Annotated in this window: 19 protein-coding genes; 9 read left to right on the top strand and 10 right to left on the bottom strand. The window is 70.5% G+C overall.

From position 1 onward, the window contains the following. Window positions 1-83 precede the first annotated feature (83 nt). A complete protein-coding gene (locus AB0N89_RS03000; protein WP_364199565.1) occupies window positions 84-893 on the top strand; it encodes an AraC family transcriptional regulator in 810 nt (269 codons plus the stop codon). Here AB0N89_RS03000 and AB0N89_RS02995 read toward each other — a convergent pair. Genes AB0N89_RS02995 through AB0N89_RS02975 form a run of 5 tightly spaced genes read right to left on the bottom strand, consistent with a single transcriptional unit; the run spans window position 868 to window position 4,081 of the window. Then, window positions 868-1,413 (bottom strand): hypothetical protein, encoded by a 546-nt coding sequence (locus AB0N89_RS02995; RefSeq protein ID WP_364199564.1) that lies wholly within the window; start codon window positions 1,411-1,413, stop codon window positions 868-870. The two genes, AB0N89_RS03000 and AB0N89_RS02995, sit on opposite strands and share 26 nt — an antisense overlap. Continuing rightward, on the bottom strand, window positions 1,410-2,141 hold the full coding sequence (locus AB0N89_RS02990) for a hypothetical protein (RefSeq protein WP_364199562.1): 732 nt from the start codon (window positions 2,139-2,141) through the stop codon (window positions 1,410-1,412). The genes AB0N89_RS02995 and AB0N89_RS02990 overlap by 4 nt, the downstream gene beginning before the upstream one ends. Next, window positions 2,141-2,437, bottom strand: coding sequence for a type VII secretion target (locus AB0N89_RS02985; RefSeq protein ID WP_364199561.1), 297 nt, complete (start codon window positions 2,435-2,437; stop codon window positions 2,141-2,143). Before AB0N89_RS02985 ends, AB0N89_RS02990 begins: the two co-directional genes overlap by 1 nt. Beyond that, window positions 2,434-3,612 (bottom strand): PPE domain-containing protein, encoded by a 1,179-nt coding sequence (locus AB0N89_RS02980; RefSeq protein ID WP_364199560.1) that lies wholly within the window; start codon window positions 3,610-3,612, stop codon window positions 2,434-2,436. The genes AB0N89_RS02985 and AB0N89_RS02980 overlap by 4 nt, the downstream gene beginning before the upstream one ends. Next, window positions 3,602-4,081, bottom strand: a complete 480-nt coding sequence (locus tag AB0N89_RS02975; RefSeq protein ID WP_364199558.1) for a hypothetical protein — start codon at window positions 4,079-4,081, stop codon at window positions 3,602-3,604. Before AB0N89_RS02975 ends, AB0N89_RS02980 begins: the two co-directional genes overlap by 11 nt. Window positions 4,082-4,277: 196 nt before the next feature. Between AB0N89_RS02975 and AB0N89_RS02970 the strand changes: the two genes are divergently transcribed. After that, complete coding sequence (locus AB0N89_RS02970) at window positions 4,278-5,120, top strand: MFS transporter (protein ID WP_364199556.1); 843 nt, start codon at window positions 4,278-4,280, stop codon at window positions 5,118-5,120. Between the two features lie 10 nt (window positions 5,121-5,130). On the opposite strand, the gene AB0N89_RS02965 is transcribed toward AB0N89_RS02970, so the two are convergent. Next, entirely contained in the window at window positions 5,131-5,595 is a 465-nt protein-coding gene (locus tag AB0N89_RS02965; protein ID WP_364199554.1) for a MarR family transcriptional regulator, read from the bottom strand. Window positions 5,596-5,684: 89 nt separating this feature from the next. Then, complete coding sequence (locus AB0N89_RS02960; protein ID WP_364199552.1) at window positions 5,685-6,452, bottom strand: EI24 domain-containing protein; 768 nt, start codon at window positions 6,450-6,452, stop codon at window positions 5,685-5,687. 91 nt (window positions 6,453-6,543) lie between these two features. On the opposite strand from AB0N89_RS02960, the gene AB0N89_RS02955 reads away from it, so the two are divergent. Together AB0N89_RS02955 and AB0N89_RS02950 are read left to right on the top strand one after the other, a co-directional pair. After that, the gene (locus AB0N89_RS02955; protein ID WP_364199550.1) at window positions 6,544-7,731 is read left to right on the top strand and encodes an MFS transporter; all 1,188 of its coding nucleotides are present in this window, start codon (window positions 6,544-6,546) and stop codon (window positions 7,729-7,731) included. Continuing rightward, complete coding sequence (locus tag AB0N89_RS02950) at window positions 7,728-8,144, top strand: Dabb family protein (protein WP_364199548.1); 417 nt, start codon at window positions 7,728-7,730, stop codon at window positions 8,142-8,144. Before AB0N89_RS02955 ends, AB0N89_RS02950 begins: the two co-directional genes overlap by 4 nt. A gap of 11 nt (window positions 8,145-8,155) precedes the next feature. Here the strand turns inward: AB0N89_RS02950 and AB0N89_RS02945 are convergent, their stop codons facing one another. Beyond that, on the bottom strand, window positions 8,156-9,016 hold the full coding sequence (locus AB0N89_RS02945; protein ID WP_364199546.1) for an endonuclease/exonuclease/phosphatase family protein: 861 nt from the start codon (window positions 9,014-9,016) through the stop codon (window positions 8,156-8,158). An 81-nt stretch (window positions 9,017-9,097) separates the two neighbouring features. Next, window positions 9,098-10,108: a hypothetical protein gene (locus AB0N89_RS02940; RefSeq protein ID WP_364199544.1), complete on the bottom strand. Its 1,011-nt coding sequence runs from the start codon at window positions 10,106-10,108 to the stop codon at window positions 9,098-9,100. A gap of 126 nt (window positions 10,109-10,234) precedes the next feature. Between AB0N89_RS02940 and AB0N89_RS02935 the strand changes: the two genes are divergently transcribed. The 3 genes from AB0N89_RS02935 to AB0N89_RS02925 all read left to right on the top strand — a co-directional run bounded on the left by AB0N89_RS02935 (window position 10,235) and on the right by AB0N89_RS02925 (window position 13,363). Beyond that, on the top strand, window positions 10,235-10,807 hold the full coding sequence (locus AB0N89_RS02935) for a WHG domain-containing protein (protein WP_364199542.1): 573 nt from the start codon (window positions 10,235-10,237) through the stop codon (window positions 10,805-10,807). Window positions 10,808-10,815: 8 nt separating this feature from the next. Continuing rightward, window positions 10,816-11,973: a GDSL-type esterase/lipase family protein gene (locus AB0N89_RS02930; RefSeq protein WP_364199540.1), complete on the top strand. Its 1,158-nt coding sequence runs from the start codon at window positions 10,816-10,818 to the stop codon at window positions 11,971-11,973. A gap of 295 nt (window positions 11,974-12,268) precedes the next feature. Further along, window positions 12,269-13,363 carry a S1 family peptidase gene (locus AB0N89_RS02925; RefSeq protein ID WP_364199538.1) on the top strand — a complete coding sequence of 365 codons (1,095 nt, stop codon included), beginning with the start codon at window positions 12,269-12,271 and terminating at the stop codon, window positions 13,361-13,363. Window positions 13,364-13,391: 28 nt separating this feature from the next. Here the strand turns inward: AB0N89_RS02925 and AB0N89_RS02920 are convergent, their stop codons facing one another. Beyond that, a complete protein-coding gene (locus tag AB0N89_RS02920) occupies window positions 13,392-14,294 on the bottom strand; it encodes a LysR family transcriptional regulator (protein ID WP_364199536.1) in 903 nt (300 codons plus the stop codon). Between the two features lie 80 nt (window positions 14,295-14,374). Here AB0N89_RS02920 and AB0N89_RS02915 point away from each other — a divergent pair, with 80 nt between their 5' ends. Further along, window positions 14,375-14,782: a hypothetical protein gene (locus tag AB0N89_RS02915; protein ID WP_364199534.1), complete on the top strand. Its 408-nt coding sequence runs from the start codon at window positions 14,375-14,377 to the stop codon at window positions 14,780-14,782. Further along, window positions 14,779-16,347: a multicopper oxidase family protein gene (locus AB0N89_RS02910; protein ID WP_364199533.1), complete on the top strand. Its 1,569-nt coding sequence runs from the start codon at window positions 14,779-14,781 to the stop codon at window positions 16,345-16,347. The genes AB0N89_RS02915 and AB0N89_RS02910 overlap by 4 nt, the downstream gene beginning before the upstream one ends. Window positions 16,348-16,408: the final 61 nt, after the last annotated feature.

Raw genomic sequence — 16,408 nt, 5'->3', positions numbered from 1 at the left:
TAGTGCCGCCACCCCGGCGGGCACGATACCGAGCCGACGATGAAGATGAACGAGAAATCCCGACGAATCCGCGAACGGTGCCCATGACCGAACCAGAAGTCGCGACCGGACAGCTGATCGTCCGTGCCTCCGGCGCGGCCGCCGCCCGCGCGGCCATCCTCGGCGACCGGAAGGCGGGCCCGGACGGCATCCAGCTTCTCCTGCGTTGCACCGTTCCGCGGGCGGTGGCCGAGGACGGGGCGAAGCTCGGCTTCGCGGGTTGCGTCCTGCACGTCCTGCCGGTCGGTGGTCCCGGCGGAGAGACGCCGGGCAGGCAGGGCGTCGTGATGCTCACCGTCCCGGCGGCGGAACTCTCGTTGTCCTTCGACGAGTTGCGGCCGCTGATGTTCCGGCCCGTCGACGTCGACGCCCCGCTGCGCGCGTTGTTCTCCAGCGCGATCGCCCACGTCCTCGCCGTCAGCGAGGCGCTCGATCCGCACGGCCTCGCCCATCACCTGCGCGGGCTCGCGGAACTGGTGCTGCGCAGCGTGCTGCGGGCGGAGCTCGACCGCGCCGACGCGCTCGCGACCCGTCGCCGCGAAGCCGTGCGGTACATGCGCGAGCGTCTCGCCGATCCGTCGCTGGGCGCGGACCAGGTGGCCGAGGCCCTGTACATCTCGCGTCGCCGGCTCTACCAGCTGTTCGACGACGGTCAGGGGATTTCCGAGCGGATCAAGGGTTTGCGGATCGAGCGGGCGAAAATCCTGCTGGCGGATCCGGCGAAGGCGGCGCGAGGGATCGCCGAGATCGCGAAAGACTGCGGTTTCACCAGCGCGGCCCATTTCTCGCGCACCTTCCGGAAGGCCGTCGGGGAAACACCCCGGGAGTTCAGGGAACGCGCGCTGGCTCACTGAGGTCCACTCCCGCGACCAGCGCGCCCGCGAGCGCGGCCACGTCCAGCCAGCCTCGGCCGCCGGGCGAACTCAGCGTGAACACCGCGACCCTCGGCCGCGCCGGGTCGAGGACGACGGCTTGCAGCTGCGCGCCCGGCCCGTCGACGGCGATCCGCTCGACGATCACCACCGGGTAGCCCCGGGCCGTCGTCGCGGTGCTGACCTCGCGGATGCCCGGCGCGCTTTCGGCGGCGGCCCAGCTCAAGCCGGCCGCGGCCTCGGTGCTCAGCGGACGTTCGACGGGAATCGACCCGGCGAGCAGCAACGCCGGGTCGGCGTCGCGATGCTCGACGATCGCCAGCAGGCCGGCACGGTGTTCGTGGGCGCGTTCGGCGGCCTGGATCGCGGCGGTCTCCAGGCCGAGGTCACGTTCGGCGTCCGGGCCGCGGAGGCGGATCAGGAGCGCGTGCAGTTCGGCCGTGGTCCGTTCGACCGAAGCCAGCGAGACCGGGGTGATCCCCGGGACGGCGGTCAGTTTCACCGGCCGCTCAGGGAGACGGCCGCGGCGAAGGCGCCCACGGCGCCGGACGGCGGGGTGACCGCCGGGCCGGGAGCGCGGGCCAGCGAAGCGGCGAGTTCCTTGCTCAGCTCGGAAAACCGTGTCATCCCGTCGGTGACGTCGGCGAGCCCGGCGCTACCGTCCGGCGCTTCGCCCAGCGTGGCTCCGGGTTCTCCGAGCGCCTTCAGTTCGTGCTCGACCCGGGATGCTTCGGCCCGGTGCGCCGCCTCCAGCGCGCGAGCCTGTTCCAGGACGCGGTCGAGTTCTCGCCGCACCTCGTCGCGGCGCGCTTTCGCCGCCGCGAGGTCGGCTTGGGCGGCGGCCGCGGTCCCGGTGGCGAACTGGACGGCGGTTTCCGCGACCTCCACGGCGTCCGTCGCCTCGACGAGCGCGCGCCGGAGTGCCACGGCGCGCCGGTCGAGCTGGTCGGCCCGGCGCGCTCCGGCCACGACGATGCCCGCCCACGACGTGAGGATTCCGGCCGTGGCACGGAACACGGCGGGCGCGGGTTCGAGCGCCGTTCGCTCGGCGGCCGCACGACCGGCGGCGGTCAAGGCGGCTTCGCCCGCCCATTCGCGCGGCACTTCGATCCGGGCGGCGAGTGCCAGGTCGAGCTTCGCGGCCGCTTCCGAGCACCGCCGCGCGGCGCCCTCGATCGCGTCCGCGTCACCCGGCGCGGGGTCGAAACCGAGGCCGGCGAACCTGGACATCACGGGCTCCCGAAGCGGCGCAGCGACCGGACCGCGTCTTCGTCGGTGTCCTCGTAGGTCTTCGCCGCCGTCCGGATCCCCGCCGCCGCGGCGGTGAGCCCGGTGTGCGCGGAGCCGATCGAGTCCGACCACGGACGGATCACGGCGTCGAGCGCCGAGGCGATCCCGGTCGTCCCCAGGTCGCCCGCGGCGACGCCGTCGGTCAGCCGGGCGGCTTCGCCCAACTCCCCTGACACCTCTTCGAGCCGTCGTGCGAACGCCCGCATCAGGTCCGGTTCGGCGCGGTAGCCGCTCATTCGCCGAACACCGGCGGATAGGCGGGCGGAAGATCGTCGAGGAGGTCGTAGCCGCTGCCGTAGCGGTCGCGATGTTCCTTGTCCTCTTCCCGCTGGGTGCCGGTCATCGGCGGGTACATGCCGAATCCCGCGCTCCCGGCACCGCCCCGGGCCGCCGCGGCGCCCTGGCCGAACCCGCCGGCGAAACCACCCGCGGCGCCGCGTCCGCTCCTGGCCGCGTCTTCGGCGGCGAAACCGCCGCCGGGCGCGGAAAGTCCGGTGCCGTATCCGGCGCCTTGCCCGGGTCCGGTGGACCCTGTCGTGGCTCCGGCGGGGAAGTCCCCGATCCCAGCCGAAGCGGCGTAGGTGCCGTCTTCGTGATTCGCCGTGCCCGGATCGGGAACGACCGGTGAATCCGGCGTCCGCACCGGTGGCCGCGGATCCGGCCCGGTCTCCACCGGGGGCGGCACGATACGAGGGGGTTCCGGATCGGACGGCGGGACGACGGTCGGCGGTCCCACGGGCGCCTGGACGTCCGCCGCTTTCGGCGCGGCGGCGAACAACGGGGGCAGCGCGTGCCGGACACCGCGGCTGGCGTCTTCGTACTGCTCCATCACCCGCACGGCTTCGGCCTTGGCCCGGTCCGCCTCCTGTTTGGTCGGCAGCTTGTCGTCGAGGAGGTCGTCCATCATGTACGCGCCGTTGGGACCGTCGAGGGCTTTCACCGCGTAGCCCTGTTTGAACCAGCGTTCGGCGGTGTAGTGCACCGGCTCCGGCATCTTCCGGCGGGCTTCGGTGATCGCCGAGGTGTAGGCGTCGAGACCGTCGCCGATCTGCCGCGACGTCTGCGCGGCATCGCTGGCCCAAGTGGTGAGCAGATGCGCCGACTCGGCGGCCTGCGCCGCGGAGGGCCCACGCCAGGACAGGACCAGCCTCTGGACGATCTCGCGGACCGCGGCGGTCTCCGTGTCGATCTCCTTGGCCAAGCGGGCCCAGTCGTACGCCCGCTCCCCCAGTTTCGGCGGCTCGGCGGATTTGATCATGTCCCACAACTGGCGATGCTCATAGCACTCCCAGTTGATCTTCCCCAGCGCGTCTTCCCGCAGATTGGCCTTCCGGCTGCGGACCACTTTCCGCTGTTCGGCCCGCGCACGGGCGCTCAGCGGATGCCTGTCCGTGTAGTACTCACCGCTCATCGGTCCCCCTCGCGACGGCTTCGACGGCGGAGGCGGCCGCTTCGTCGGTACTCCGGTGCTGGTCGGCGACCAAGCCGATCGCGGTCCGCAGCGCGGCGAGTTCGGCCAGATAGGACCGGAGCGCGAACTGGACCCCGCCTTCCTCCGCTCCGCCTCGGCGGGAGAAGGAACGGCTCATCGGCACGGACACCGGGCCTTTGCCGTCCGCCAGCGACATCCCCAGGCCCTGAGCGTCCGCCAAGTGCCGCTCGAGATTCAGCTGGTGCTCTTCCAGCTTCTTCCGGGCGTCCGCGATCGCGTCGTAGTCCAGTTCGATGCGGTCCGAACCGTCGGCGACGATCGCCGCCGCGCCCTCACCCGACGGTTTCGCGATCTCGCGGGCCTCGGCGACCGGGCCGGTCGGCCGCCGCTGCTCACGCAGTTCGTCGCGGATCCGCCCGGCTTCCGCCTTGCCGTGCACCTTGACCATGTCGTGCGCTCCCTCTCGTCACCGACGCGGTCATCTTCGCCGGTCCGCATCGCCAAAGCCAGCCTTGAATACACACCGGGACACGAACGCTGCACAGGCGGTCAACGCGAAGGCCCTTGGCAACCCGACACTTTCACCCATATAGTCTGAATAACAGATGATCTGTAATTCAGATTACTTTCGGAGGGGCCGAACGATGCTCGAACAACCCGGCCGATCGCGCCGGCTCGCACTCGTGGTGCTGTGCCTGGCCTCGCTGATGGTGCTGCTGGTCTACGTCATCGTCGACACCGGTACGCCCCTCAGGCGCTGGTTCTTGCTCGCGCCGGCGGTGCTCCTGCTGGCGGGTTTCGCCCTCCGTCAGAAGACCGCGCCGATTCCCCTGCTGCCGCTGCGCTTGTTCCGGTCCCGCCCGGTGAGCGGCGGGAACCTCGTCGTGGTCCTCATGGTCGCGGGCATGATGGGCTTCCAGTTCCTCACGGCCCTGTATTTGCAGCAGGTTCGCGAACTCGACGCGCTCACCACCGGATTCGCGTTCCTGCCGACACCGGTCACGAACGCCGTCGTCGCGCTCTGGCTCGGGCCCCGGCTGATCGGCCGCTTCGGCACCCGGCCGGTTCTCGCCGGTGGACTCGTCGTCGCGGCGGCCGGGCTCGCGCTGCTCACCAGGGTCCCGGTCGACGGGGACTACTTCACCGATGTGCTCCCCGCGCTCCTGCTCGCCGGGATCGGGATGGGCGCCGCGGTACCCGCCGTGCTGGGCACCGCGATGTCGGCCGGGACGCCGTCGGATTCGGGCGTCGCGTCGGGCCTGGTGAACACCACCCTGCAGATCGGCTCCGCGATGGGCACCGCCGTCCTGGCGGCCGTCGCCGCCTCCCGTACCGCGTCACTGACGGAAACCTCAGTGGGACAACGGGAAGCGGCGGCGTCCGGCTTCAGGTTCGCCTACACGGGCAGCGCGGCGTTCGTCGTGCTGGCCTTGCTCGCCGCGCTCGTCGTCATCCCGGCACGGAAGGAGTCCCTCTCGCGTGCGTGAACTTCCCTTGTCAGCTGACCAGGTTGTGCGCGACGACGGCCCGCAGCATCTCCCGGAACCGGTCCTGGTCCTTCCGGGCCAACGGGGCCAGCACCTCGGCCTCCGCAGCGAGGATGGCGTCCTTGGTCGTTTCCAGCAGTTCCCGTCCGGCCGCGGTCCCCTGGACCAGCTTGTTCCGCCTGTCGTCCGGATCCACCGTGCGTTCCACCAGCCCGGCGGTCACCAGGTCGTCGACCAGGTACACCATCACGGTGCGGTCGATGTCCAGCTGCCTGCCCAGCTGCGCCTGGTTCCGCGCGCTCCCGTGCACCGCGCCGCACAGCGCCTGGAAGCCGCGCAAGCCATGCGGGATATCGGAAACCGCTCGCTCCAGGGCGAATCCGTGCGCGCGGCACACCTGCCCGAGCAGCCAGCCGAGGTTGTCTTCGAGCCCTTGCGGGAGCACGCCGATCGCCGAATCCGTCACCTCGTCCATGTTAGTCCCAGATCATTCGTGAAGAAGATCGTCTCCGCCACAGAGGTCCCCGGGAGGAAGAAACACGCCGGGATGTCCTTCCGCAAAGCTCAGGCCACTCGGAGCGGCTGATCCGGCGCGCTCGCCGTGAGGACTTCACGCGCGACGAGCACACCGCCGACGAACGCCACCGGCATCACGATCAGCGCGGCGAAAGGAATCAGGCACAACAGCGAGGCGGGCAGCCCGAGCCCCAGGGCGAGCGCGCGGCGTCGGCGCAGCATCGGACGCCGCTCCTTCAGGCCCATCCCCCGCCGGTAGAACGGCACGGCGATCAGTTCCAGCGCCAGGAACCACGCCGTGACCAGAGCCAGCAGGACCGGGACGACGGTCTGCCCCACCACCGGGATGAACCCCGCGATCATGAGCGGGATCGTGAACATCAGCGAACGCAGCACCAGCGCCAGCCCGTCCTTCAGGCCCATCACCAGCAGACGCCACCACGACAGCTCGACCGCGCCGGGCACTCCGCCGAGGTCGTCCTCGACCTTCTCCGCGATGTGCTCGTAGAACGGCCCGCCGACGGCGAGGGTGAGCGCGGTGAAGCCGATCAGGCAGATCGCCAGTACCGCGCCGAACACGCCGATCCCGACCGCGACCCGGATCATCACCTGCCACCGCGGCGACCACCCGTCGGCGAACGGGGTGAGCACAAGCGACAGATCGTCGATCCAGAACGCCAACGCGACGACGCCGCCGAGCAACAGCAGGGTGGTCAGCACCGCGGGCAGCGCTCCGATCAGCAGCAGCTTCGGCGACCGCAGCAGGATGCCCAGGCCTTGCCAGAACATCCCGAACCCCTTGAAGAAATCCCGCATCGGACATTTCTACCAGTGCGCGTCCGGCCACTTCGGACATAGGCGATTTTCACCGACGCGAACACCGCGGTCCCGCTGAGAGGTTGGTGACGTGACGAATCGAGCGGACACCGCGACACCGACGCGCCTGGCCCGCGGCACGGTCCTGGCCGCGGCGCCGCTGACCATCATGGCCGCGGCGATCATCGCGCCCAGCCTGCCCGAGATGCGGGAGGTCTTCGCCGGCACACCCGGCTCCGGTCTGCTCGTGCGGCTGGCGCTGACCGTGACCTCGCTCGCGATCGCGATCAGCGCGCCCCTGTCCGGGATCGCCGCCGACCGTGTCGGACGCCGCCCGCTGCTGCTGGCGGGTCTCGGGCTCTACGCGGTCGCCGGCACGGCCGGGTTCTTCGTGGACGACCTCCACCTGCTGCTGGTCACCCGGGCCGCGCTCGGGATCGCCGTCGGCGGGATCATGACCTCGATCAGCACACTGATCACCGACTGGTTCTCCGGTCCGGACCGCGCCTCGTTCCTCGGGCTCCAGCAGGCGTTCGCGAGCCTGGGCGGCGTCGTCTTCCTGCCACTGGCCGGACTGCTGGCCGCGGTGAGCTGGCAAGCGCCGTTCTGGATCTACTCCGCCTCGGCGATCGTGGCCGTCTTCGCCGTCGCGTCCCTGCGCGAACCGGAACGCGCCGAACCGGCGGCGCGGGAGGGCGAGCGGACCCGGCTGCCGGGGCGCATCGTCGGCGTGTACGTCCTGGCGCTGGTCGCGACGCTGATCTTCTACATGGCGCCGACGCAGTTGCCGTTCCTGCTCGAAGGCTTCGGCAGCGGACCGGCCGTCATCGGCGCCGTGGTCGCCGGGAGCACCCTGACCAGCGTCGCCGGCGCGCTGGCCTTCCCCCGTGTGCGCAAGCGCCTGAGCCCTGCGGCGATCACCACGGTCAGTGTCGCGCTCCTGGGCGCGGGCTGGCTCGTGATCGGCACGGCGGGCACCGTCACGCAGATCGTGGCCGGGCTGCTCGTCGGCGGCGCCGGTGTCGGTCTCGTCGTCCCGAACCTCAACCTGCGCCTGGCCGAGTTCGCCCGGCCCGGGCAACGCGGCCGGGTGCTCAGCGGCCTGGTCACCGGGATCTTCCTCGGACAGTTCCTGTCGCCGCTCGTCGTCCAGCCACTCGTCCAGGGCATCGGCATCGCCGGCGCCTTCACCTGGACGGGCCTCGCCCTGGGAGCCGGAGCGGCACTCGCCGCGATCGGCTCCCGGTCAATCGGAAACAACCGAAAGGAAGCACGATGATCTACCACGGCAACCGTTTCACCCTGCGGTCCGACGCCGCTCCGGAGCAGATCGAGGAAGCCTTGGAAAGCCTCCGCACTCAGGGCCGGGTCATCCCGTCGGTGAAATCCTTCGTCGTCGGCCGCGACTTCGGCGGCGACTACGAATGGGGCGCGGTCTTCGCGATCGAAGATCTCGACGGCTACTGGGAGTACCTCATGCACCCGGCGCACCGGAACACCGACCGGGTCGGGCTGCCGCTGGTCGACAAGTTCGTCTCCTTCGACATCACCGACGACCCGGACCCCGGGATGGGCGCGAAGATCGCCGAACTCCACCAGCGGCGCTACGACGGCGACGCCGAGCTGACCAAGCTGGTCTCCGATCTCGGCGAGTACTCCGGCAGCGCCGCGCCCGGGAAGCACGGTGCCTGAAGAACTCCCGGTCAGGACACCGTGAACGAGCTCAGCACGGCGAGGTGGTCCGACGGCCAGCCCGTCCCGCCGCCGAACGTGCGCGAGCTCTTCGGCGTGATCGTCGCCCCGCGGTAGAACACGAAGTCGATCCGGTCCTGCGGTTCCGGCCTGCCCTGGTTGTCCTTCACCACCGGGGACCAGGTGTCGCCCGGGTCCGCGACGGGGTCGGGCCGCAGCTTCCGGTACGAGTCGGTGAAACCGCGGACGGTGAACGCCTTCGTGGTCGGCCAGGCGACCTCGTAACCGCAGTGCCGCGCTTGGGCGGCCGCGGTCCAGTCCTGATGGGACGGGCTGTTCAGGTCGCCCGCGACGATGCCGGGGCTGCCGCCCGTCCACTCGGCGATCTGTTCGGCCTGACGACGGCGGTTCGTCTCGTCGGCGAGGATCGTGGCGACGCTGTCCTTGTCGAAGCACGCGTTGTACGGGCCGTATTTCGTGTAGTCCAGGTGGATCGCGTAGACCCAGACGCCGGCGATCTTCGCCGTGATGGCCCGCGCGCCCGTGTCGTTCCAGGACTTCCAGTCGGTGTCCTGGATCGGCAGCGCGCTGATCACGTCGATGTCCCAGCCGGGCTCGGTGTGCTGCCAGCCCAGCGCGTCGGCGATGGCCTCGGTGGCACCGCCGCCGGTCTCCGAAAGCGCCACCACGTTCGCGCCCGAGGCGCGGATCCGGTCCACCACCGAACCGATCCCGCCGTGCGAGCCGCGCGTCCAGATGTTGAAGCTCAGCACGTTCAGGTTCGTGGCGGCGGCGGCCGGGGCGGTGAGGCTGGCCATCGTGAGTACCAGGACGGCGAGGACACCGGCGAGGCGGCGCTTGGCGGAGGTCACGGGATTCTGGTCTACCGGGTGGGGCGGGCGGAAGTCCAGCCGTCGGACGAGTGTTCAGCGGCGAGCCAGACGCCGGACATCTCAGCCGCCGTCCGCGAGCGAGCCGCTGCCGTCGGGGCCGGTCACGATGACGCGGCCGCTCACGGCGTTCCCGAAAGGCACGAACGTGACCTGCCACGTCCGCGGCGTCCCGACCTCGATCGTGCCCAGCGCCCTTGCGACCAGGGCGGGAACACGGCCGACAGCCAGCGTCCGGAGGTCGAACCACGGCACCTGGGCCTCGGTCGGCGCGAAGACCACGGTCAGCCGCCGCTCCTCGACGACCACGGTGATCACCCGGGAAACGTCCGCGGCCGCCGCCAGCGAGTCGATCGCCCGGCGCAGCTCCCCCTCCCCGAGCAGGGAACCGCTGACGGTGACGGTCGCGGACCCCGACGAGGAGGTGGTCACGCTCGACTGGGTCTCTTCGGCCCGAGAAGGCGCTTCCGGCGCGAACAGTTCCGCCCGGAACAGGACCAGCACGAGCGCCGCGCCGAGCAGCAGTCCGAGGAACGCGAGCGCCCCGAACGCGCAGCCCTCCGGTGGCTCCCGGACCAGGCTGGACTCCGGAGCGGACTCGATCACGGCTCCGGCCACGCGGCGCTCCCATTCCGGTGACAGCCGCTCCGCGATCCGCGCCTTCCACGGCCGATCCGGCGGGTACTGGACGACGAGGATCCCGCCCGGCCGGTAGTCCGGGATGTCGACCAGGTTGACGCCGTGGGTGATCTCCACGCGATGCGTCGCCGCGCCGTCGGGCGCGACGGTGAGGTCGAAGTCGACCGGGATGTCCCCCGTCTCGGTGCCGCCCGCCCGGAGGCTTTCGATCTTCGCGAGCGCGGTCACCGGGGCGATCGCCGCCTCGCGAGCCCGTCGCGGCGCGCCGGCGAGATAGGACAGGATCCAGTAGGCGAACGGGAGTCCCACTCCGGTGACGATCAGCGGGGCGTACTCGATGACGATCCCCACCACGAAGGCGCACAGGGTCGTCCCGATGATGACGCCGGTCAGGAACCCGCGGGCGAGGGCGACCGGTCCTGGTACAGCCGACATGGACGTTTCTCCAGACTTCCGGGAGTGCTCAAGGCCAGCTTCCGGTGTGCTCCGCGCTACCGAACCCAGGTTTCGTACCTAACAGAATTAGGCAAGTCCAGAATGGACTATGGTAATCTGGCGATCATGGCACGAGCGGGACTGACCACGGAGCGCGTGATCCGGGCGGGCGCGGAGATGGCCGACGAGATCGGCTTCGAACAGGTGACCCCGACGGAGCTCGCGAAACGGTGCGGCGTCAAGACGGCGAGCCTGTATTCGCATGTGAAGAACGCCCACGAGCTGAAGACCGGGATCGCCCTGCTGGCCTTGGCGGAGCTCGCCGATCTCGCCGCCACCGCGGTGGCGGGCCTGGCGGGCAAGGACGCGCTGGTCGCGTTGGCGAACGTCCACCGTGACTACGCGCTCGACCACCCCGGCAGATTCACCGCCGCGAGATTCCGGCTCACCCCGGAGCAGGCCGTCACCAGCGCGGGTGTCCGGCACGCCGAAATGACCCGCGCGATCCTGCGCGGCTACGAACTGGCCGAACCGCATCAGACGCACGCGGTCCGGCTGCTGGGAAGTGTCTTCAGCGGCTTCGTCGGCCTGGAGTCCGCAGGCGGCTTCAGCCACAGCACTCCCGGCTCGCAGGAGAGCTGGACCGAGATCCTCGACGCGCTCGACGTCCTGCTGCGCGCTTGGCCCCGAACGAAATGACAGAGGAAATGCTCACGACCCCGATCACCGCCGCCCTCGTCCGCGGCGCGCTGGACCTCGAGTACACCGAACGCGGCGTGCGCCCCCACCGGCTGCCCGCAAGTGCCAGGCAGCAGATCCCCGACGGCCAGCTGGCCATGACGGAAGCGCAGCCGTCCGGCGTGCGGCTGGCCTTCCGCTCCACGGCCACGGTCGTCGAGCTCGACGTCATCGCCACCAAGCGGGTCTACGCCGGCGTGCCGCCCAGGCCCGACGGCGTCTACGAAGTGCTCGTCGACGGCAGGCTCGCGGGACAGGCGAGCGTGACCGAAGGCGACACGCTCACCATCGACATGTCAGCCGGCACCGCCGAATCCCAGCCGGGTCCCGTGCGCACCTTGCGCTTCACCGGTCTGCCGGACGAGGACAAGGACGTCGAGATCTGGCTTCCGCACGACGAAGCCACCCAGCTGGTCGTGTTGCGCACCGACGCGACCGTCCACAGTGCACAGTCGAACGGCCGCCTCACCTGGCTCCACCACGGCAGTTCCATCAGTCACGGTTCCAACGCGGCGACCCCGACCGGGATCTGGCCCGCGAAGGCCGCCGCCCTCGCCGGGGTGGATCTGGTCAACATGGGTTTCGGCGGCAGCGCGCTGCTCGACCCGTTCACCGCCCGCGCGATGCGGGACACGGCCGCGGACCTGATCAGCGTCAAGATCGGCATCAACCTGGTCAACTCGGACGGGATGCGGATGCGTGTGTTCGGCCCGGCCGTGCACGGTTTCCTCGACACCATCAGGGAAGGGCATCCCACCACACCGTTGCTGGTCGTCTCGCCGATCCTTTGCCCGATCCACGAGCACACCCCGGGTCCCTGCGCGTTCGACCCGGACGCCATGCGCGAAGGCAAGGTGCGGTTCGTCGCGACCGGCGATCCCGCGGACGCCAAGGCGGGGAAGCTCACGCTCAGCACGATCCGCGAAGAACTCGCCCGTATCGCCAAGGAGCGGAGCACGACCGACCCGAACCTGAGTTACCTCGACGGCCTCGACCTGTACGGCGAAGCGGACCATGCCGAGCTGCCGCTGCCCGACGACCTCCACCCGGACGCGGCCACGCATCGGCTCATCGGAGAACGCTTCGCACGCCTCGCGTTCGCCGACGACGGTAGGTGGACCTCCTGAGTGGGGGAAATGGTTCAAACCATCTTCGCCACTCAAGGCGCTAGGCCAGGCGTGTGAACGTGGCCGGGGCGAACTCCGTTTGCTGTGCGCGAATACGTCGGTAGGCCGAACGGCGGGATACCTATCTTTCTTCCTGTCCAACGAAAGTCGGTATCCGCCGTCGGCCGCGGCGGAACACCATGATCGGCACCGGATCACCGGTGCCGGGTCACCTTGGCCGTACCCGGCGACCCCGCTGTGTCCAGTGCGGCCATCCTTCGCGCTGGATCCTCCCTCGCGAAAGTGAGTCACCGGTATGCGCCCCAACCCCTTAGCCCGTACCGCCACCACCCTGGTGGCCGCGGCCGCGGTCATCGGCTTCCTCGCTCCGTCGACGGCCACCGCCATGGCGATCGAGGGCTACTCCCCCACCGTGCAGCAGGAGGCGGTGACGTCCCTCGCGTCGGACGCCGGGATCAGCCAGGCCGCCGCCGTCGAGTTCCTCCGGACGCAGACCTCCAGCGTCGCGACGCTGCAGAAGGTCACCGCGTCGCTCGGCGACCGTGCCGCGGACGGCTACCTCGACGACGCCGCCAAGCCGGTGGTGAACGTGCTCGACCAGGCAGCGGCGGACCAGGTCACCGCGAGCGGGGCGCAGGCCCGCGTCGTCAAGTACTCCAGCGCGGCGCTGGCGAGCGCGCAGGACTCCCTGCAGGCGCTTCCGACGGTCACGCACACGTCGATCGGTCTCGACCCGAAGACCAACCAGGTCGTGCTGACCGTGTCCGACGCGGCCAAGGGCTCGGAAGCCCTCGTGAAGGCCGCCGAACGGCTCGGCGACCGGGTCCGGGTGGAGCGGACCACCGGCGAGATGCACACCGCGATCTACAACGGTGAGGCCATCACCGGCGGCGGCACGCGCTGCTCGGTCGGGTTCAACACCAACAAGGGCGGCCAGAACTACATCCTCGACGCCGGTCACTGCACCCGCGCGGTGTCGCAGTGGAACGTGGGACCGTCGCAGGGCGCCAGCTTCCCGACCAACGACTACGGCCTGATCCGCAACACCAGCGGCAGCGGCCCCGGCGCGGTCACCCTGTGGAACGGCTCCACCCAGAGGATCTCCTCCGCCGGATCCGCCACCGTCGGGCAGCGGATCAGCAAGAGCGGCAGCACCACCCACCTCACCTCCGGTTCGGTGCAGCGGCTGAACGTCACGGTGAACTACTCCGAGGGCTCGGTCTACCAGCTGATCCAGACCAGCGCGCTGGTCAACCCCGGCGACTCGGGCGGCTGCCTGTTCTCCGGCAGCGCCGGCCTGGGCATCACCTCGGGCAAGGGCAGTGGCACCTCGTACTTCCAGCCGATCGGCGAGGCCATGAGCGCCTACGGCGTCTCGCTCAACCAGTAGCGGTCCCTCCCCCGGAGCCGGGTCCCGGTCACTCCGACCGGGACCCGGCTCCGCGCCGCGCCTGGAAGTGCTCGACCGCGTGGTCACGAAAGCGTTGAGCGGCAACGGAAAGATAGGTGTCCTCGCGCCACGCGACGCTGAGCACGCGCCGGCATTCCGGGTCGTCGACCTCGAGCCAGACCACGGTCGTGCTCGTGTCGGCCCTCAGTCCCAGAGAAGGCACGAACGCGATGCCGAGACCGGCGTCGATGAGCTGGAACAGCACCGCGGCTTCGTCGCCCTCGCAGACGATGTGCAGGTCCAGACCGGCTTTCGCGAAGAGGCGCTCGACGAGGGCGCGCTGCCAGTAGCCGGTCCTCGTGGTGAGGAACGGCTCCCCCGCGAGGTCCGCCAATGCGACGCGGCCGCGTCCGGCGAGCCGATGACCGGCCGGAACGCAGAGCATCACCCGTTCGTCGAGCAGCACGCGGCTTCGGATGTCGTCGCCGGACAAAGGTTGCGACGTGACGCACAGATCGACGTCGCCGGACCGCAGTTTCTCGGCCATGCCCTCGGCCGACGCCTGGGACAGTCGCACGTCCACCAGCGGATGGCCGGGGACGAAGGTGCGCAGCGGTTCGGTGAGGACGAGCAGGCTTTCGGCCGCGACGGTGACGGCGCCGCGTTCCAGCCCGGCGGCGTCGTCGAGTTCCTGACGGGCGTCGTCGAGTTCGGCCAGCGCCCGGTCGACGCGGCGGAGGAACGCGGCGCCGAACCTGTTGAGCCGGATCCGGCGGCCGTGCCGGTCGAACAGGGGGACGCCGAGGTCGCTTTCCAGCCTGGCCAAGGTCCGGCTGAGTGAGGGCTGCGCGACCCGCAGCTTCTCGGCGGCGCGGCCGACGTGTTCGAGCCGGGCGACCGTCTGGAAGTACCGGAGGGCCAGAAGATCCACCGCTGATACCTCGCTTGTTATGAACAGATAACCGATCTTGTCTTGGACAGCATAAGGCGTCGGCTCTTACGTTCGACCGCGTGAGTGAAACCCTGACCGGCCCGAGCCGGAAGGCGAACGGGACGCTGGTGGTGAACCGGGTGCTCGTGAGCGCCCACACCGTCGCGATCATCGGCCAGCCGGTGTTCGCCGGCGGCTATCTCGGCGGCGCCTACGACATGCTCGCGCTGCATCGCTGGGGCGCCGACGCCGTGTCCTTCGTGGCGTACGCGCAGATCTTCGCGGCGCTGGCCCTCTGGCTGGTGCGCGGACCTCGCTGGCTGTTCTGGGTCAGCCTGCTGCTCGCGGCGGGCGAGACCGCGCAGTACTTCGCCGGGCTGGCGGGCGCGCTCGATCTGCACATCCCGCTCGGCGTCGCCCTGGTCACCGGAATGGTGCTGACGACCATCGCCGTCTGGCGGCCGCAGACCTGGCGGGCGGGCCGATGAACCGCCGGATGCCCCGCAGGACGTTCTTCGGCCTCGCCGGCGGGGCCGGTGTCCTCGTCGCCGCGGGGATCGCCGCGCCCCGGCTGATCGCGCTGGGTTCGCCGGGGACCGGCGAGTTGCTGCGGAGCGGGCTCCCGTTGCCGCGACCGTTCCAGGTCCCGCTGCCGATCCCGCCGGTCCTGCGTCCACAAAGGACGGCCGACGCCGATCACCACGCGATCACCCAGCGGGTGGCGACGGCCGAGATCCTGCCCGGTGTCCGGACGCCGATCTGGGGTTACGACGGGATCTTCCCGGGTCCGACGATCGAATCGCGGCGGGACCGCACGACGGTCGTGCACCACCGCAACGAACTCCCCGTCCCGACCGTGGTCCACCTGCACGGCGGGCACACGCCCGCCGACTCCGACGGCTACCCGACCGATCTGGTCCTGCCGAAATCCGGCTGGGACGCCGGGCACGCCGGCCACGGCATGGCCGACTCGCGTGCCCGGATCGCCGAAGGCGAGCGCGACTACGTCTTCCCGCTGCGGCAACGGGCCGCGACCCTCTGGTACCACGACCACCGCATGGACTTCACCGGTCCGGCCGTGTACCGGGGCCTCGCCGGTTTCCATCTGGTCCGCGACGACGAGGAGGACGCCCTGGGCCTCCCGTCCGGGGAGCGCGAACTGCCGCTGATGATCGCCGACCGCGCCTTCGACGAGCACGGCGCCTTCGCGTATCCCTCCCTCGACCGGACGCTGCGGACCACGCCGGGCGTGGAAAGTGCTTACGTGGAAGGCGTTTTCGGTGACGTCATCCTGGTCAACGGCGCGCCGTGGCCGGTCCACGAGGTCGCGGCCGTGCGGTATCGGCTACGCGTCCTCAACGGCTCCAACGCCCGACGCTACGACCTGGCGCTGGACCCGCCGCCGCCCGGAGGGGGCGGTTTCGTCCAGATCGGCGCCGACCAGGGCCTCCTCGAAACGCCACGCGAACACGACCATCTGCCCATCGCGCCGGCGGAACGGTACGACGTCGTCGTCGACTTCGGCCGGTATCCGGTCGGCACCGAAGTCACCCTGGTGAACCGGCTCGGCACCGGCTCGACCGCCCAGGTCATGCGGTTCGTCGTCGCCCGCCGCGCGCCGGACGACGGCCGGGTTCCGGCGAAGCTCTCCGAGATCCCGCCGCTCACTCGCGAACAGGCCACGATCACGCGTGATTTCTCGTTCCGCGCGGGCACCGTCCACGGTCGCGCGGGCTGGGTGATCGGCGGGGAACCGTTCTCGCCGGATCTGATGTCGGCGAGCCCGCGCCTCGGGGACACGGAGATCTGGCGGTTCGTCGCCGACATCCACCACCCCGTGCATCTGCACCTGGTGGGGTTCCGGATCCTTTCCCGCGGCGGGCACGCGCCGGGGCCGTTCGACGGCGGTATCAAGGACACCGTGGACCTGGCCCCGGGCGAGTCGGTCGAGGTCATCGCCCGGTTCGACGGTTACCGCGGGCGCTACGTCTTCCATTGCCACAACGCCGAACACGAGGACATGGCGATGATGGCGAACTTCGAGGTGGTCTGAAGCCGCGAGTCCGCCAGGGACCAGGCACGCGTTCGGCGAACTCACGTGATCAGACGGCGAA

Source organism: Amycolatopsis sp. NPDC089917 (genome assembly GCF_040684635.1).
Taxonomy (GTDB): domain Bacteria; phylum Actinomycetota; class Actinomycetes; order Mycobacteriales; family Pseudonocardiaceae; genus Amycolatopsis.
The sequence above is the reverse complement of the archived record's forward strand: the minus strand, read 5'-3'. Positions and strand labels throughout refer to the sequence as shown.

What these genes read in the sequence shown, in the direction of transcription:
- AB0N89_RS03000 (WP_364199565.1), top strand. Translation starts at nt 84, where the DNA reads ATGACCGAACCAGAAGTCGCGACCGGACAGCTGATCGTCCGTGCCTCC.
- AB0N89_RS02990 (WP_364199562.1), bottom strand. Translation starts at nt 2,141, where the DNA reads ATGTCCAGGTTCGCCGGCCTCGGTTTCGACCCCGCGCCGGGTGACGCG.
- AB0N89_RS02985 (WP_364199561.1), bottom strand. Translation starts at nt 2,437, where the DNA reads ATGAGCGGCTACCGCGCCGAACCGGACCTGATGCGGGCGTTCGCACGA.
- AB0N89_RS02980 (WP_364199560.1), bottom strand. Translation starts at nt 3,612, where the DNA reads ATGAGCGGTGAGTACTACACGGACAGGCATCCGCTGAGCGCCCGTGCG.
- AB0N89_RS02975 (WP_364199558.1), bottom strand. Translation starts at nt 4,081, where the DNA reads ATGGTCAAGGTGCACGGCAAGGCGGAAGCCGGGCGGATCCGCGACGAA.
- AB0N89_RS02970 (WP_364199556.1), top strand. Translation starts at nt 4,278, where the DNA reads ATGCTCGAACAACCCGGCCGATCGCGCCGGCTCGCACTCGTGGTGCTG.
- AB0N89_RS02965 (WP_364199554.1), bottom strand. Translation starts at nt 5,595, where the DNA reads ATGGACGAGGTGACGGATTCGGCGATCGGCGTGCTCCCGCAAGGGCTC.
- AB0N89_RS02960 (WP_364199552.1), bottom strand. Translation starts at nt 6,452, where the DNA reads ATGCGGGATTTCTTCAAGGGGTTCGGGATGTTCTGGCAAGGCCTGGGC.
- AB0N89_RS02950 (WP_364199548.1), top strand. Translation starts at nt 7,728, where the DNA reads ATGATCTACCACGGCAACCGTTTCACCCTGCGGTCCGACGCCGCTCCG.
- AB0N89_RS02940 (WP_364199544.1), bottom strand. Translation starts at nt 10,108, where the DNA reads ATGTCGGCTGTACCAGGACCGGTCGCCCTCGCCCGCGGGTTCCTGACC.
- AB0N89_RS02935 (WP_364199542.1), top strand. Translation starts at nt 10,235, where the DNA reads ATGGCACGAGCGGGACTGACCACGGAGCGCGTGATCCGGGCGGGCGCG.
- AB0N89_RS02930 (WP_364199540.1), top strand. Translation starts at nt 10,816, where the DNA reads ATGCTCACGACCCCGATCACCGCCGCCCTCGTCCGCGGCGCGCTGGAC.
- AB0N89_RS02925 (WP_364199538.1), top strand. Translation starts at nt 12,269, where the DNA reads ATGCGCCCCAACCCCTTAGCCCGTACCGCCACCACCCTGGTGGCCGCG.
- AB0N89_RS02910 (WP_364199533.1), top strand. Translation starts at nt 14,779, where the DNA reads ATGAACCGCCGGATGCCCCGCAGGACGTTCTTCGGCCTCGCCGGCGGG.